The organism is Antrihabitans stalactiti (assembly GCF_012932915.1).
GTDB lineage: Bacteria > Actinomycetota > Actinomycetes > Mycobacteriales > Mycobacteriaceae > Antrihabitans > Antrihabitans stalactiti.
Genome location: NZ_VCQU01000003.1, coordinates 392,053 through 408,107 on the forward strand (window position 1 = coordinate 392,053; position 16,055 = coordinate 408,107).

At 63.8% G+C, this 16,055-nt stretch carries 12 protein-coding genes; 7 read left to right on the forward strand and 5 right to left on the reverse strand.

Annotated elements, in window-relative coordinates; translation table 11 throughout:
• Nucleotides 1-12: 12 nt before the first annotated feature.
• Nucleotides 13-651: a TetR/AcrR family transcriptional regulator gene (locus FGL95_RS10950; RefSeq protein ID WP_169586504.1), complete on the reverse strand. Its 639-nt coding sequence runs from the start codon at nt 649-651 to the stop codon at nt 13-15.
• Between the two features lie 119 nt (nt 652-770).
• Here FGL95_RS10950 and FGL95_RS10955 point away from each other — a divergent pair, with 119 nt between their 5' ends.
• Genes FGL95_RS10955 through FGL95_RS10965 form a run of 3 tightly spaced genes read left to right on the forward strand, consistent with a single transcriptional unit; the run spans nt 771 to nt 2,568 of the window.
• Nucleotides 771-1,349 (forward strand): hypothetical protein, encoded by a 579-nt coding sequence (locus FGL95_RS10955; RefSeq protein WP_338079809.1) that lies wholly within the window; start codon nt 771-773, stop codon nt 1,347-1,349.
• A 32-nt stretch (nt 1,350-1,381) separates the two neighbouring features.
• Nucleotides 1,382-1,576, forward strand: a complete 195-nt coding sequence (locus tag FGL95_RS10960; RefSeq protein WP_169586508.1) for a hypothetical protein — start codon at nt 1,382-1,384, stop codon at nt 1,574-1,576.
• Entirely contained in the window at nt 1,576-2,568 is a 993-nt protein-coding gene (locus FGL95_RS10965) for an alpha/beta hydrolase (protein WP_169586510.1), read from the forward strand. Before FGL95_RS10960 ends, FGL95_RS10965 begins: the two co-directional genes overlap by 1 nt.
• A 106-nt stretch (nt 2,569-2,674) precedes the next feature.
• On the opposite strand, the gene FGL95_RS10970 is transcribed toward FGL95_RS10965, so the two are convergent.
• Genes FGL95_RS10970 through gabT form a run of 3 tightly spaced genes read right to left on the reverse strand, consistent with a single transcriptional unit; the run spans nt 2,675 to nt 8,135 of the window.
• Nucleotides 2,675-5,272, reverse strand: a complete 2,598-nt coding sequence (locus tag FGL95_RS10970; protein WP_338079810.1) for an NAD-glutamate dehydrogenase domain-containing protein — start codon at nt 5,270-5,272, stop codon at nt 2,675-2,677.
• A 36-nt stretch (nt 5,273-5,308) separates the two neighbouring features.
• Nucleotides 5,309-6,766, reverse strand: coding sequence for an NAD-dependent succinate-semialdehyde dehydrogenase (locus FGL95_RS10975; RefSeq protein WP_169586513.1), 1,458 nt, complete (start codon nt 6,764-6,766; stop codon nt 5,309-5,311).
• Nucleotides 6,767-6,788: 22 nt separating this feature from the next.
• A complete protein-coding gene (gabT, locus tag FGL95_RS10980) occupies nt 6,789-8,135 on the reverse strand; it encodes a 4-aminobutyrate--2-oxoglutarate transaminase (protein WP_169586515.1) in 1,347 nt (448 codons plus the stop codon).
• Nucleotides 8,136-8,378: 243 nt separating this feature from the next.
• Here gabT and FGL95_RS10985 point away from each other — a divergent pair, with 243 nt between their 5' ends.
• On the forward strand, nt 8,379-9,968 hold the full coding sequence (locus FGL95_RS10985; RefSeq protein ID WP_338079811.1) for a biotin carboxylase: 1,590 nt from the start codon (nt 8,379-8,381) through the stop codon (nt 9,966-9,968).
• 53 nt (nt 9,969-10,021) lie between these two features.
• The gene (locus FGL95_RS10990) at nt 10,022-11,215 is read left to right on the forward strand and encodes a serine hydrolase domain-containing protein (protein WP_338079812.1); all 1,194 of its coding nucleotides are present in this window, start codon (nt 10,022-10,024) and stop codon (nt 11,213-11,215) included.
• Between the two features lie 32 nt (nt 11,216-11,247).
• Here the strand turns inward: FGL95_RS10990 and FGL95_RS10995 are convergent, their stop codons facing one another.
• Complete coding sequence (locus FGL95_RS10995; protein ID WP_169586519.1) at nt 11,248-12,435, reverse strand: PucR family transcriptional regulator; 1,188 nt, start codon at nt 12,433-12,435, stop codon at nt 11,248-11,250.
• A 414-nt stretch (nt 12,436-12,849) separates the two neighbouring features.
• On the opposite strand from FGL95_RS10995, the gene FGL95_RS11000 reads away from it, so the two are divergent.
• Together FGL95_RS11000 and FGL95_RS11005 are read left to right on the forward strand one after the other, a co-directional pair.
• Complete coding sequence (locus FGL95_RS11000; RefSeq protein WP_169586521.1) at nt 12,850-14,352, forward strand: long-chain-fatty-acid--CoA ligase; 1,503 nt, start codon at nt 12,850-12,852, stop codon at nt 14,350-14,352.
• Nucleotides 14,349-16,046, forward strand: a complete 1,698-nt coding sequence (locus FGL95_RS11005; RefSeq protein ID WP_169586523.1) for a PHA/PHB synthase family protein — start codon at nt 14,349-14,351, stop codon at nt 16,044-16,046. Before FGL95_RS11000 ends, FGL95_RS11005 begins: the two co-directional genes overlap by 4 nt.
• Nucleotides 16,047-16,055: the final 9 nt, after the last annotated feature.

Consider the following 16,055-nt stretch of genomic DNA (forward strand, 5'->3'; position numbering starts at 1 on the left):
TCGCAGGCGTGCTCAGCTCGCTGCGCGCCCGCTGGATTGCTCACTGAGGTCCGCGACCCAGTTGCGGATCGTGCGGGCAAGCACGCGCGAGGCGTCCTCCATGTCGACCACGTCGAGCGTCTGGGCAAGCGCGAGACCCAGTGCGGCGCTGAGGATTCCCTTCGCTCCTTCTTCGCGCTCTGCGGCCGTGACCTCGACCGGTAGCGCCTCAGTCAGCATCGTGCCGAGTAGGGAAAGGCCCATCTCGATATGACCTCGCGAGACGTCGAGTTGCGCAGGGTTCTTGTGCACGGCGAGCGAGTATTCGACCAGCAGTGCGACGAGATCATCGTCTTGGACGGCGATTCGCCACGACTTGACCATCGTGTCGATCGCGTCGTCGAGCGTGCCATGAGACTGGGCGATCGTGTTCCACATCTCGGACACCAACGCCAGACCGCGGCGCAGCAAGACTTCGGCGCAGACGTTCTCCTTGCTGGTGAAGTTGCCGTAAATCGCACCTTGAGTGCGCCCGGCCGCCGCAGCGATCTTCGCAACGGTCGTCTCGTGGAGGCCGTGCGCGAGGAAGAGTTCCTCGGCTGCGTCGAGGACCTCCTCGCGCGTTCGTTGCTGGGATTCGGCGCGAGTCAGGGGTTTGCGCTGGCTTGGCATTGGCACTCCCTCGCAGTCTTCGCTATTGATGATGGATCAACGTAGCGCTACTATCTGAATAGTATGGTTATCTACAGTGCTTGTCCATGGGCGATGTAGCAGACAGTGGAGGGACATCGATGACGATGACCGAAGGAACGACAGCGGTTGACGAGTCCAAGCCCGCACCGAAACGGTCGGTGTCGCTGTCCTTGTCGACCCTGCTGTGGAGCGCAGCGACAGTCGTGCTGGCGATCGCAGTGGTCGTGTTGACCGTGCTTTTGGTTTCCAGTCGCAGCGACCTTTCGGACCGGGACGCCGCGGCCGCCGATGATCGCAAAGCCGAACAGGTTGCGACCGACTACTCCGTCGGCGCCGCCACCGTCCGGTTCGACGACTTCGAAGCCTGGGTCGGCCGGCTGAAGGCCAACACGACCCCCACGCTTGCCAACAAGTTCGATGCCACAGCCCCGAAGCTGAAGGAAATTCTCACGCCCCTGCAATGGACGTCGAGCGCCAATCCTCTTGCTGCGAAGGTGATCTCCGAAGACGGCGGGATCTATCGGGTCGACGTCTTCGTCAACGTCAACTCGACCAACGCGCAGAACCCAGGTGGCGCGCAAACAACCGTCACCTACACCGTGACGGTTGACCGGGATTCCGACTGGAAGATCACCGACGTCGGCGGCGGCATGGACGCAGCACTCCCTACCAAGTAGTCGTCTCACTTACCGTTCAAAGGAGAACCGAAGTGCCACAACCCTATTTCCGGCAGCAAGTGACAGCTCAGTTCGAGCGATTGCCCGCTCCGATCGCCAATCTGTGGCGAAAGGTCGACGCGCTTCATCTCGGTTTCGAATCGCGCCTCGATCGAATGGAGCTGGCTCACAACCGCCTTACCGGCCGCGTATTCGGGTGGCTGCGGGTTGCGCACTGGTACATCTGATGCGGCGGCTCACGGATAAGACGAACTCGGTCAGCTGGCAGGCGCGATGGTTGGCGGCGGCGTTGCGATACACGATCAGGCCGGTACTGCACCTGGGTACCTACCTGCTGCACTTGCCCTTGCCGACCGGCGTCGTCGATTCGCTCGCCCGTTTCGTCATGGTTCCGCCACGGGGGACGGTGCGGGAACCGTTGCGGCTCAACAACTGTGGTGCCGAACTCGTACGGGCAGTAGGCGTCGCGCCCGCGGACGGCTCGGGGCGCGCGATTCTCTATCTGCACGGCGGCGCGTTCATCGCGTGCGGGTTGAACACGCATGCGCGGATCGTCAGCACGCTGTCACGGCAGGCTGATGCACCGGTGCTGAGCGTCGACTATCGAATGGCCCCGAAGTCACCGATGTCCGCCGCAGTACAGGACAGCGTCGACGGGTACCGGTGGCTCCTCGCGCGCGGCTATCGCCCCGACCAGATTGTCGTCGCGGGTGACTCGGCAGGCGGATATCTCTCGTTCATGGTTGCGCTCACCATGATCAGCGAAGGCCATGCGCCGCCGGCTGGAATCGTGGCCATGTCGCCCCTGACCGAGCTCGACTCTGCGCCGAAGCTGGCCCATCGGAACTCTCGCAGCGACGCGGTATTCACAAGGCGGTGCTTCACGGCATTGCACCAGCTGGTTACGAAGGCCAACGCACGCGTCCTCGTCGATGGCGTTCCCGGTCCGCTCATCGAACCCACCGCCGAAGACCTTACGAGAATGCCCCCGACGCTGATCCACGCTTCCGCATCTGAGGGGCTGCTCCACGACGCCGAGCTCATGACCGAGCGCCTTCGGGTGGCCGGTGTCCCAGTCGAACTCAAGACTTGGGCCGGACAGGTCCACGTGTTCCAGGCGGCGGAGCTGTTCGTTCCAGAAGCGCGTCAGTCTCTCTCTGAGCTAAGCGAATTCATCCTGGAGGTCACCGAGCGGGCAGGCCTGTCGGCGACCGGATAGGAGGAAGGCTGCCGTGGAGCTGTACGTTCTTGTCGCTGCGATTCCGCTGGGAATCGTATTCGGCATGGTTGGTGTTGTCGGGGTGTTCTGGCTGGAACTGCGCAGTTCAGGACCGCGCCAACTCCATCAGCCGACGGACCGAGCCGGCGAAGCGGTCGAGTTCGGTCGTCGGGCTGGTCTTGTCGCGACGGTTGCGGAGCAGCCATGACGTCAGGTGTTCGACAAGTTCGCGAATCTCCAGCAGCGCCTGAACGCGTTGGGTCTCTTCCAGTCGCTGCGCCAGGCAATCCGTCCAGACGGCGTCGAGGTCGAGGATGCCGTGGACGATCGCGTATGCGCGGGCGACGTCGGCTGTGCTGACGCCGAGCCGCTCTTGCATTCGGAAGATAGTCCCCGGACCGACGCGGTTGATCAGCTCGTCGGCAACACCGGTCGCGATGATCTCTCGTCGAAGTGGATGTGCCGCAATCAATTCGCCCGCCTCTGCGGCGACTGCCTCCGGGAAGTACGCGGTGAGCCTGCTGGCGAACAGTTCGTCGTCAGGCACGGTCGAGTCGAGCAATTCCTGGCAGACCAAGTTCTTGGACTGAGCAAGCAGTATGGCGATCTCGGGCCGCGTCAAACCTGAGGTGCGCGTCTTCAGCTCAGCAGGCGACGGCAATCCTTCGAGCGCCGGATCGATGCCGCCCTCGGCTTCGAGGTTCCCGATCAGTCGGGCATGGCGTTCGAGCAGATAGCCTGCTTGCGACGCCGCGAGGCTGATCGCCAGGATCTGATTCGCGCTGTCGCGCAGTACCCGATCGGCAACGTTGTCTGCGACCTCGGTCAGTAAGGCGTTGCGCCGCAACGACGTCAACGCGCCGGACCGAACTCCCGCGTCCAGCGCGATCTTGAGGTTGACCTCCAGATCGGATGTGGCGACTCCCGCCGCGTTGTCGATGAAATCGGCATTGATGCGACCGCCGCGGAGTGCGAACTCGATGCGAGCCTGCTGGGTGAGACCGAGGTTTCCGCCCTCTCCGATGACGCGGCAACGCAATTCGGATGCGGCGACACGAACTCGATCGTTTGCGGGGTCCTGCGCGTCGACGTCGGATTCGGCGTCGGACCGCACGTAGGTCCCGATCCCGCCGTTCCACAACAAGTCGACGGGTGCGCGAAGCAGTGCCGCGACGAGCGCATCCGGCGTGCACTCGGTTGCGTCGATCGCAAGACGTGCACGGACCTGCGGCGAAAGCGGAATCGACTTGGCCGAGCGTGGCCACACGCCGCCGCCTGCGGAGATCTTCTCGCGGGCGTAGTCGTTCCACGACGATCCCGGCAGCGCGTACAACCGCTGCCGTTCGACGAACGACACCTCGGCGTCCGGGGCGGGATCGAGGAAGATGTGTCGATGGTCGAATGCTCCGACCAAATGGATCTGGCGTGAGAGCAGCATTCCGTTGCCGAACACGTCACCGGACATGTCGCCGATACCGACGACCGAAAATGCCTCGGTGTCGACGTCGAGGCCGGACTCGGCGAAATGGCGTCGGACCGACAGCCACGCGCCACGCGCCGTGATGCCCATTGCCTTGTGGTCGTAGCCGGCGGAACCGCCGGAAGCGAACGCGTCACCCAGCCAGAAATCGTACTGGGCTGCAATGGAATTGGCGAGATCCGAGAATTTCGCTGTGCCCTTGTCGGCAGCGACGACGAGGTACGTGTCGTCGCCGTCGAGGCAGACGGTCTGCGCCGGATGAACTACCACACCGTCGACGATATTGTCGGTGACGTCGAGCAGACCCTTGATGAAGGTGGTGTAACCCTCGGCGGCTGAGGTTTTCGAATTCCTGATCACGAACGCACCCTTGGCACCCATCGGGACGATCGGGGCATTCTTGACCGACTGCGTCTTCATCAGGCCGAGCACCTCGGTGCGGAAGTCTTCGGTCCGGTCCGACCAGCGCAATCCGCCGCGTGCGACGGCGCCGCTACGAAGATGGACACCCTCGACGTCGTCGGAGTGGACGAAGATTTCGCGGAACGGCACGACCGAATTGCGCACCGACAATCGCGACGAATCGATCTTGAACGACGCGTACGGCTTCGGCTGGCTGGCTGCATCGACTTGAAACCAGTTGGTGCGCAACACCGCAAGGACGAACGATTGCAATGCGCGACGGATCCGGTCTTCGTCGAGCGTGCTTGCGTTCTCGACCAGCGCGGCAACCGCGCCTTCGGCCGCTGCGACGTCGTAGCCGCCGTTCGGGTCGAGGCGGGCCTTGAACAGTGTGACGATTGCCGACGCGAAATCGGGATGCTTCACCAGCGCATCGACGATGTAGTCCTCGGACAGGCCGAGTTTCGTCTGCCGGAGGAAGCGGCACGCCGCGCGGAGGAGAACGACTTCACGCCAAGGGATTCCGGCGGTTGCGACCAACCGGGCGTACCGATCGATCCGCCATTGCCCGGTCGCATGAGCGACGCAGGCATCGGCGATCAAGGTCAGCACAGCCTCGGAATGCGGCAGGACGCCGAACTCGAAACTGTGCGTACCTGATTCGATCTCGCGATGCGCGGCCATCCGCAAGCCGAAGCTCTCGAACATCATGCATACGTCCGCGAGCAACATCGGCATCCCCGACCACGCGGTGAATGCGCGGGTGCCGGTGGCGTCGGTCTCGAACCACACACTTGTTTCGCGGACGGCAAAGCTGGTCACAATCGTTCCTTCGTAATCGATTTCTGGGTGAAGCGGTCAGGGCAGGGCGATGTATTTGACCTCGAGGTATTCCTCGATGCCTTCGGCCCCGCTTTCGCGTCCGATTCCGGATTCCTTGACGCCGCCGAACGGTGCGGCGACGTCGGAGATGATGCCGCGATTGATGCCGACCATGCCTGATTCGAGCGCCTCTGCCACGCGGAACGCGCGATTCAGATCTTCGGTGTAAATGTACGCAGCCAAACCGTATTCGGTGTCGTTGGCAGCGGCGACCCCTTCGGCTTCACCGTCGAATCCGGTGATGGCAGCGACGGGACCGAACACTTCCTCGCGGAGGATGCGTGCGTCGGCGGGTACGTCGGCAAGAACGGTCGGCGGGTAGAAATAGCCGGCCCCGGCAGGCACCGTGCCACCGGTCGTCACGACCGCACCCTTGGCGACGGCGTCACGAACGATCGCGTCGACACTGCCGCGTTGTTTCTCGGTGATCAGGGGCCCTACCTGGGTTCCGCTGGCGTGGCCCGGCCCAACGCGGAGTGCCGCCATGCGGGCTGTCAGCTTTGCGGTGAACTCGGCGCGCACCGAATTGTCGACGTGCATGCGGTTGGCTGCGGTGCAGGCCTCGCCGGTGTTGCGCACCTTGGCGGCCATTGCGCCGTCGACCGCGGCTTCGAGATCCGCGTCCGCGAAGACGACGAACGGTGCGTTTCCGCCCAGCTCCATCGACGTCCGCAGAACCCGTGAAGCCGATTGTGCGAGAAGCCTTTTGCCTACTCCGGTCGAGCCGGTGAAGGTGACCTTGCGTAGGCGGCTGTCGGCGAACAACGGATCGGTGAGTGTCGCGGCATCCGACGTCGGGAGGATCGAGAGGACGCCGGACGGCAGTCCTGCGTCGGCGAATACCTGACCGAGCAGCAGCATCGTCAACGGTGTTTCGGCGGCGGGCTTCACGATCATCGTGCAGCCCGCGGCGAGGGCGGGTGCGATCTTGCGCGTACCCATGGCGAGCGGGAAGTTCCATGGGGTGATCGCCAACGTCGGACCGACGGGTTGCTTGGTGACGAGGATTCGGCCGTTGCCCGAGGGCGACGGTGTGTAGCGCCCGTTGATACGGACCGCTTCTTCGGAGAACCAGCGCAGGAACTCGCCGCCGTACGTCACCTCGCCGTATGCCTCGACGAGTGGTTTGCCCATCTCCAGGGTCATGAGCAGGGCGAAGTCGTCTCGCCGAGCGTTCACCAATCCCCATGCACGACGCAATATTTCGGCTCGGTCGCGTGCCGGCATTGCCGCCCACGACGCCTGTGCTTCCGCTGCCGCGTCGAGCGTGCGGGCACCTTCGATGGCGCCTGCATCGGCAACCTCGATCAGCACCTCGCCGGTCGCCGGGTTGTACACCGGGAACGTCTTCCCTGAGGCGGCAGGCATTTGCTTGCCGCCGATCCACAGGTTGGTCGGCAGACCGGAGAGCAGGCCGGCAATTTCGTCGTGCATGGTGGGTGTCTCCTAGATCGAATCAGGCGCGTGCGGCGGAGCGGATGGCTTCGGCGAGGACCGTCAAGGCCTCGTCGAGCAACTCGTCGCTGATGACGAGCGGCGGCAGGAGGCGGATGACGTTGCCGTAGGTACCGCACGTCAGAATGACAACGCCCTGCGAAAGGGCTTCGGCTGCAATGGCTTTGGTGAGAGCGGGATCTGGCTCGGTGGTGCCGGGCTTGACGATTTCGATCGCGAGCATCGCGCCACGACCGCGCACGTCGCCGATCACGTCGACCTCGCCTGCGAGTGCCTGCAGAACGGGCTTCGCAAGACCTTCGATCTCGCGGGCCCGACCGGGAAGGTCCAGCTCGCGCATGACATCGAGCGTCGCGATCGCAGCGGCGCACGCGACCGGGTTGCCGCCGTAGGTGCCGCCGAGTCCGCCTGCGTGGACCGCGTCGAGCAGGTCCGCGCGACCGGTGATCGCCGCGAGCGGCATGCCACCTGCGATGCCCTTGGCCATCGTGATGATGTCGGGAACGATGCCTTCGTCCTCGCTGGCGAACCAGGCGCCGGTGCGGGCGAATCCGGTCTGTACCTCGTCGGCGATGAAGACGACGTTGTTGGCCTTGGCCCAATTCACGAGTGTCGGAAGGAATCCGGGTGCGGGCACGACGAAACCGCCCTCGCCCTGGATCGGCTCGATGATCATCGCGGCGAGCGAATCGGCACCGATCTGCTTCTCGATCTGCGAGATCGTCTGCAGTGCAGCCTGTTCACCGGTGAGGCCGGCGGCGTCGCGGTATGGGTAGGACGTCGGCATCCGGTAGATCTCGGGTGCGAACGGTCCGAAGTTGGTCTTGTACGGCATCGTCTTGGCGGTCAATGCCATCGTCAGGTTGGTGCGACCGTGATAGGCGTGGTCGAACGCGACGACGGCCATCTTGCCCGTCGCCAGACGGGCGACCTTGATTGCGTTCTCGACTGCTTCGGCGCCGGAATTGAATAGGACAGTGCGCTTTTCGTGATCACCGGGGGTGAGCTTGTTCAGTTCCTCGGCAACAGCCACGTAGCCCTCGTATGGCGTGACCATGAAGCATGTGTGGGTGAAATGACGAGCCTGCTCGGCTACTGCCGCGGTGACTGCCGCGTGCGACGCGCCGACGCTCGTGACTGCGATTCCGGCACCGAGGTCGATGAGCGAGTTGCCGTCGACGTCGACGATCACGCCGCCGTCCGCATCCTCGGCGTAGACGGGCACCGATGATCCGACGCCGGCCGCTACTGCGCTCGAGCGACGGGTCGCGAGTGCGGACGACCGCGGACCCGGCAATGCGGTGACGATGTTGCGCTTCTGTGCGAGTCGATAGGCGAAGTCGGCCATCGGTAAGGCTCCAATCTGGTGGATTTCTCTTGCCCTGAGTCTTTGCCGAACGGCCACCTCGTGCCAGCGCCGTTTTGTCGAACGCTCGATCTCGGATGCGCCATTTCGGCAGATGTATCAAGTGATTTATATCAGCAGACTTATAACAGATCACGCACAAGAACCAGGAGAAACGCCATGACAGAAGCCACTCGTCGCTCAGCCGCCACGCCGCGGAAGCGTACGGGAAGGTCCGTGCCATCTGTGGCTGCCAAGTTGGCTGCCGAGAAGGTCATCAGCGCGCCACTCGTCGAGGGTCTCGACCCTCGTGAGGTCAGCGTCGGCACGGACGCGGCTTTCGCGTCGACTCCGTCCACTGCAACCAAGAAGCGCGCATTGCGCAATGTTTCCGAGGTGCGCCACTTCTTCCGCACCAACGACGTGCCGGTGTTCTTCTTCGGCGCCACGCCGTTCAACCTGCTCGGCCTGGACCGTTGGGTCCGCAACTTCTCCTACATCACTTACTACGACGGCTGGGATGGCGCCCACCCCAACGTGTTCACCCCACGGTACAAGCCGTACCAGGAGTTCGAGAGCGGCGAAGAGATCAACAACTGGCTGCTGACGAACCCTGAGGTCCGTGCGCACATGGCTCGGATGATCCCGCCGGGCGTGCGTCCGAAGATCGCCATGGTGTTCTTCGACGAGGAGACCGAAGGCATCTGCGCCGAGCTCGGCTACGACCTGATCCTGCCGTCGGCAGCGTTGCGCGAGCACCTCGACTCGAAGATCGTCACGACGAAACTCGGCAACGAGGCCGGCGTGCCCAGCGTCCCGAACGTGCTTACCCGCGTGGAGGATTGGGACGGACTCGTCGCTGCGGCGCAGGAGGCTGGTCTCGGTGACGAACTCGTAGTCCAGACGCCGTACGGCGACTCGGGCAAGACGACGTTCTTCATCGCGTCGGAAGCCGACTGGAAGAAACACAGCGCAGACATCGTCGGCCAGGACATCAAGGTGATGCGTCGGATCAACAACCAGCCCGTCGCCGTCGAGGCAGTGCTGACCCGCTGCGGCACCGTCGTCGGACCGTTCATGACGGAGCTGACCGGCTACTCCAAGCTGACCCCGTACCGCGGTGGTTGGTGCGGCAACGAGATGCACCCGACCGTCCTGACGCCGGAGCGCCGCTCGAAGGCGAACGAACTCGTTCGACGGCTCGGCGACCGGTTGAGCGACGAGGGCTACCGCGGCTTCTTCGAGGTCGACGTTCTCGTCGACACCGATAGCGACGAGGTCTACCTGGGTGAACTCAATCCCCGCATCAGCGGCGCATCGGCGATCACGAACGTGACCGCAGGTGCGTACGCCGACGTGCCGTTGTTCCTGTTCCACCTGTTGGAGTACATGGACGTCGACTTCGAGCTCGACGTCGACGAGATCAACGACCGCTGGGAAGAACTCGCGTCGGCAGACGTGTGGAGCCAGATGATCATCAAGGAGACGTCGAACGTCGTCGAACAGCTGGAGTGGACTCCGCAGACCGGAACCTACTCCCTCGACGCAGACGGAGCGCTCGTGTTCCGGCGTGCCGCGCTGGACTGGCATCAGTTGCAGAACGAGGGCGAGGCCTTCTTCCTCCGGATCTACGGTCCGCGTGACTACCGTTGGAAGGGCGCAGACCTCGGTGTTCTCGTGACCAAGGGTCGGTTGCAGGTCGACTCGCCAGACGGTCGGTCCGCTCTGACGATCCGCGCTCGCCACTTCATCGATTCGGTGCGTGCCAACTACTCGGGTCGGCCGCTGGCCGAGCCCGCAACGGCAAAGCGGGCGGTCGGCTTCAAGTCCTTATGATGGGGCGATCGGCTCGAAAGAAGCGAGCTACGACCACAAAAACAGGAGATCCGGTGATCGGCGGTGATCCGGGTCGCGTCCCGTCCGGCGTGACCCTCGACAACTGGCAGTCGTCATCGCAGTTGCATTGGACGTTCCAACATGTCGCGGACTTCCTCCCGATAGCCGTCATTTCGCGTGGGGTCGGCCCGATCGCAAAATTGCGGTCGGCGCCGGCGCCGCTGTCCGAGCTTGCGATGATGCGTCCGGACGGTGTTCCCACCACGGTCGGTGCCGTGATGGGAACGACCGCCACCGATGGGTGGGCCGTCGTACGGGGGGACACGATTCTCGTCGAGGAGTATTTCGGCGGAATGGTGCCCGAGACTTCGCATCTGCTGATGTCGGTGAGCAAGTCGTTGGTCGCGACCGTCGTCGGCGCATTGAACGGGTCCGGAGTGTTGGATGTCGATGCGCCGTTGACGGCCTATGTTCCGGTGCTTGCGAATTCCGGCTACGCGGGTGCGACCATTCGCAACTTGCTCGACATGCGTTCGGGCATCGCCTTTTCCGAGAACTACCTCGACCCGGCAGCGGAGGTGCGACTCCTCGAACAGGCGATCGGCTGGGCGCCACGAACCAGTCCGGAGGTGCCGGGAACGATGTACGACTTCCTGGTCTCGTTGCGCCAGAAGTCGATTCACGGAGGACCGTTCGAATACCGTTCGTGCGAAACAGACGTACTCGGCTGGATCTGCGAGGCCGCCAGTGGTATCCGCATGCCCGAGCTGATGTCCCAGTTGGTATGGGGAAAGATCGGCGCACGTGGAGACGCCACGATCGGCATCGACTCCATGGGAACCGGGATGTTCGACGGCGGCATAAACGCGCGGCTGCTCGACATGATTCGCTTCGGATCGCTGTTTCTGCGCGAAGGTGTGTCGCTGACCGGTGAGCAAGTGGTGCCGGCGGCCTGGATCGCCGACACCTTCGCCGGTGGCATCGATTCCCGCGAAGCGTTCGCCAACAGTCCCGGCGACAACCGAATGCCTGGCGGCATGTACCGCAACCAGTGCTGGTTCCCGTACTCGGGCAGCAATGTGTTGCTGTGCTTGGGGATTCACGGTCAGATGATCTACGTCAACCGCGCGGCAGGCGTCGTCGCCGCAAAGTTGTCGAGCTGGCCGCTTCCCCAGGATGCGCAGATGTTGTTCTCGACCATCAGCGCCTTCGACGCGATCTCGGCCGAACTCGCCATACGCTCGTGAGTCTTTTAGGAGTCTATAGACTCCTAAAAGACTCACGAGGGTTGTCGCGTTGCGCGCCTATCGATTTCGAAAGCCAGGCACAGCTCGGCAATATCTTTCGGCCGCGTCAACGATCGGCCCGTCTTCTCCTCGATGCGGTGCAACCGGTGCCGGACCGTATTGGGATGGCAGAACACCTTCGCGGCGGTGTCGTTCGCGGACCCACCGGCCTCGACCCAGGCTGCAAAAGTGTCGACCAGAATGCGGCGCTCCTCGGGCGGTAGCTCGTCGAGCTGCCCAAGGACGTTCTTTCCGATTCGCGCCATCGTCTCCGGTGCGCTGACGGCGGCGAGGGCCAAGGGCGACTCGTCGAACACGGCGACGAGGCGTTCGCTGTTGCGGTTGATCGCCAACCGCGCGAATCGAAGCGCGTCGCTCGTGTCGGCGAGGTCGTCGAACGGTGGGCTGATACCGACGTGGGTGGTGGCGACCGTCTCGAGAGTGTCGATCAACGCCTGAAGTATGTCGGGGCGACGGAGGAACACGATCCCGACCTGCAGGTCCGGCAACAAGCGCCACGCCGACCGGATGTCGCGGCCATCGAGTCTGCTCGCGATTTCCGGCAGTCCCAGCCTGCCGACACCCGGAACCTCTGCTGCAACAACCACATACGGACCCTTGGACGGTAGCCGCAAGAGGTCCGCGGCTTCCCACAGGCTCTGTGTGTCGGTGATCTGATGGAACAGCAACGCCTCGACCAGCGCGGACCGCTCCTCTTCGCGTCCGAGCATCTTGGCCGTGAGCTGCTTGCGATATGCGCTCGTCATCGCTTGGGTGAACATGTCCTGAGCGACGAGGATGTTCGACGTGGCGTCCAGAATCACTTCGGCCTTGATGCCGCGCCGCCGCGCCTCCTCGATCGTCTTCTCCCACATGAACCGAAAGCCGACGCGATACGCCGCCATGACGGCAGCCAAGGGAATGCCGGCAGCCGCGCGCTGCACCCCGGTGTCCTCCGCAGGCGTCACATCGATCTCACCCTCACCCGCCAGCGAACGGAAGACGTAGGTCATGTTCGCGGCGCAGGTCGCGGCGACTTGCTCCTTCGTGACAACCGAATTGGAGCGATAGAAATCGAGGTCGCGGCAGATTTGATCGGCCAACGCCGAACCTAGCTCGTCCGCGCGCGCGAGCATCGCATTGCTGAGTTCGATGATTTCTTTCTGGGGCGGTCCACCCATACCGACACGATAGGCCTGCGCTTTAGTGCCGACCCCGCCGCCCGCGTCCGCATGAATGTCACACCCAATCGATCTGACGCAATCGGTGTGACATTGATGCGATGGTCCGGCCGTCTCGCCCGTCTCGGCCGTGTTGGCGGTGTGTCAATGGGCCATTGCCTCACTCTGACTGAGGCGGTGGGCCATTGATGCAGTGCGCGATGGCGCCGTCGCGTCATCTCGCCGCGCCGTATCCGCATGAATGTCACATCCAATCGATCTGACGCAATCGGTGTGACATTGATGCGATGGGGGACCCCGATGTGAGCGCTCACATCGAGAGGGTGGTCATGTTGTTCCCGCCACCATCGACCTCTCGGGCCGCCGAGATCACCATTGAAGTAAGCGAAAAGCCGAAATCAATGGAGGTCGAAGTTGTCGAATCTGAGTCTGAATCTTGTTGCCTCAGCACGCAATTACCCCGAACGGATCGCACTCAAGTGCGACGGACTGAGCCTGTCGTTCCCGCAGTTCGATGCTGCTGCTGCGCGGGTCGCAACCATGCTCGAGCGCGAGGGTGTCGAACCTGGCGATCGGGTCGGCGTGATGTTGCCGAACACACCCGCCTTCGCCGTTGCGTTCTACGGGATCCTCCGGCGGGGTGCGATCGCGGTCCCGATGAACCCGCTGTTGAAGGCCCGCGAGATCGAGTTCTACCTCGCCAACACGGGCGCCAAGGCACTGTTTGCTACTCCAGCCTTCGCCGCCGAAGCTGCCATAGCAACCGAAAATACCGGAGCCGTGCACTGGTCCGTCGACGACGCCAGCCTGGCTGCATTGATCGCGGACCTGCCCGAACAGGCAACCCCGGTCGAGCGCGCGGACACGGATACCGCGGTCGTCCTCCACACATCGGGGACGACGGGCAGGCCGAAAGGCGCCGAGCTCACGCACGGCGGACTTGGCCGCAACCAGGAGGTCTGCGCCCGGACCCTCATCGAGGTCGGACCCGACGACGTCGTGATGGGTTGCCTGCCGCTCTTCCACGTATTTGGCATGACCTGCGGCCTGAACACCTCGGTCGCCGTCGGCGCGACGCTCACGTTGCTCCCGCGGTTCGACCCGCGGAAGGCGATCGAGATCATCGAGCGCGACGGCGTGACCGTCTTCCTCGGCGTCCCGACGATGTACTCGGCGCTACTGGGCACTGGGGTAGACGCGGCGGCAACGGAGTCGCTGCGCGTCTGCGTCTCGGGCGGCGCTTCGTTACCCGTCCAGGTACTGACCGACTTCGAAAAGGCCTTTGGTGCAATCATTCTCGAAGGCTACGGACTCTCGGAAACGTCGCCGGTCGCATCGTTCAACCACCCGGATCGTGAGCGCAAGGCGGGGTCGATCGGTACGCCCATCGAGGGCGTCGAGATGCGGGTTGTCGACCTGGCCGGCAAGGAAGTGGCCCAGGGTGAGCCCGGCGAGATCCAGATCCGGGGACACAACGTCATGAAGGGTTATTGGAATCTGCCGGAAGCCACCGCGGCGGCGATCGGCGCCGAGGGATGGTTCGCCAGTGGCGACGTCGGAAAGGTCGATGAAGACGGGTACTTCTACATCGTCGACCGCAAGAAGGACTTGATCATTCGCGGCGGGTTCAACGTCTACCCCCGCGAGATCGAAGAAACGCTCTACGAGCACCCAGGCGTCGCCGAAGCCGCCGTCATCGGACTCCCGCACGATTCGCTCGGCGAGGAGATCGGCGCAGCAGTCGTCGAAAAAGGCGGCGCCACAATCGATATCGACGAGTTGCGCGACTACGTCAAGGCGCGCGTTGCGGCCTACAAGTACCCGCGCCACATCTGGATCGTCGACAGCCTGCCCAAGGGGCCCACCGGCAAGATCCTGCGCCGCGACATCACCGTCCCCACGATCGAAAGCAAATGACCATGACAAACGCACTCAAGAACCCCGAAGACTTTGCAGCCCCACTGGACCTCCTGCTCACCAGCACCACCCGACCGTTCGTCGGCCGAATGCTCCCAAACCATGCGTGGACGCGATTCGGCGTCAACCTGGCCAAACAGCCCGGCACCCTCGCGGATCGCGGAGGCAGCCTGGTCCGCGAACTCAGCACCATCGTCGCCGGCAACTCCGACCGCGCACCTGCCAAGGGCGACAAGCGATTTGGCGATCCGGCTTGGTCGGGCAACCCGCTACTGAAGCGAACAATGCAGGCGTACCTGTCCGCTGCGGAGACGGCCGACAAGCTCTTCGCCGACGCCAACCTCGACTGGCGTGACGCCGAGAAGATGCGCTTCGTTCTCGACAACATCATCGAAGGCCTTGCACCGACGAACAGCCCGCTCATCAGCCCGCTCGGCTGGAAGGCGTTGATCGACACCGGTGGACAGAGCGCGGTGCGCGGGTTCAAGGCCTTCGTTCGCGACATGGCGTCGAAGCCGAGAGTGCCCGCAATGGTCGAGCCGGACGCGTTCACCGTGGGTGAGACGGTCGCGACGACCAAGGGCGCGGTCGTGTTCCAGAACCGCGTGTTCGAGCTGATCCACTACGCGCCGCAGACGCCGAAGGTCCGGACCGTTCCGCTGCTCATGGTTCCGCCGGTGATCAACAAGTTCTACATCATGGACATCGCGCCGGGCCGCAGCATGATCGAGTACTTCCTGCAGCAAGGCCAGCAGGTGTTCGCGATCTCGTGGCGCAATCCGGCCAAGCGGCACCGTGATTGGGGCTTCGACACCTACGGCGCCGCGATCATCGAGGCGATGGATGCGGTCCGGACGATCACCGAGTCCAACAGCACGCACCTGCTCGCAACCTGCTCTGGGGGAATCCTCGCGTCGATGGTCGCAGCGCACCTCTCCGAGATCGGCGAGGGCGACCGGATCGCCGGCCTCACCCTCGCGGTCACGGTCCTCGACCAGAACAAGGCCGGATTCGCTTCTGCCGCAATGAGTGAGCGCGCCGCCGAGGCAGCAATCAAGGCTTCGGCATCCAAGGGTTACCTCGATGGCCGTGCGATGGCGGAGGTCTTCGCCTGGCTGCGACCGACGGACCTGGTGTGGCGCTACTGGGTGAACAACTACGTCCAGGGCCGCTCGCCCGCAGCGTTCGACGTCCTGTTCTGGAACGCCGACACCACTCGCATGGCGGCGGCGTTGCACAAGGACCTCGTCCTCATGGGTCTGAACAATGCCCTGACGACGCCCGGTGCGGTGAGCATGCTCGGCACGCCCGTCGACCTGTCGAAGATCACGGCGGATTCCTACGTCATCGGCGGCATCGCCGACCACATCTGCCCGTGGCAGTCGACGTATCGCAGTGCACAGTTGCTCGGCGGTAAGGACAACCGTTTCGTCCTCTCGTCGAGCGGACATATCGCCTCGCTCGTCAACCCGCCCGGCAATGCTCGTGCGTCCTTCCGCATCGCCGCGGTCGATGACAAGGCTCCCGAGGAATGGCTCGAATCCGCCGACAAGGCCAAAGACTCCTGGTGGCCCAACTACGTCGCATGGCTCGCCGAACGCAGCGGGCCCGAGATCGACGCACCAGCTGCCCTCGGCGGGCCGGGCCTGCAACCGCTCGCGCCGGCACCCGGCACCTACGTCCACCAGAAGTGAACCCCGAAA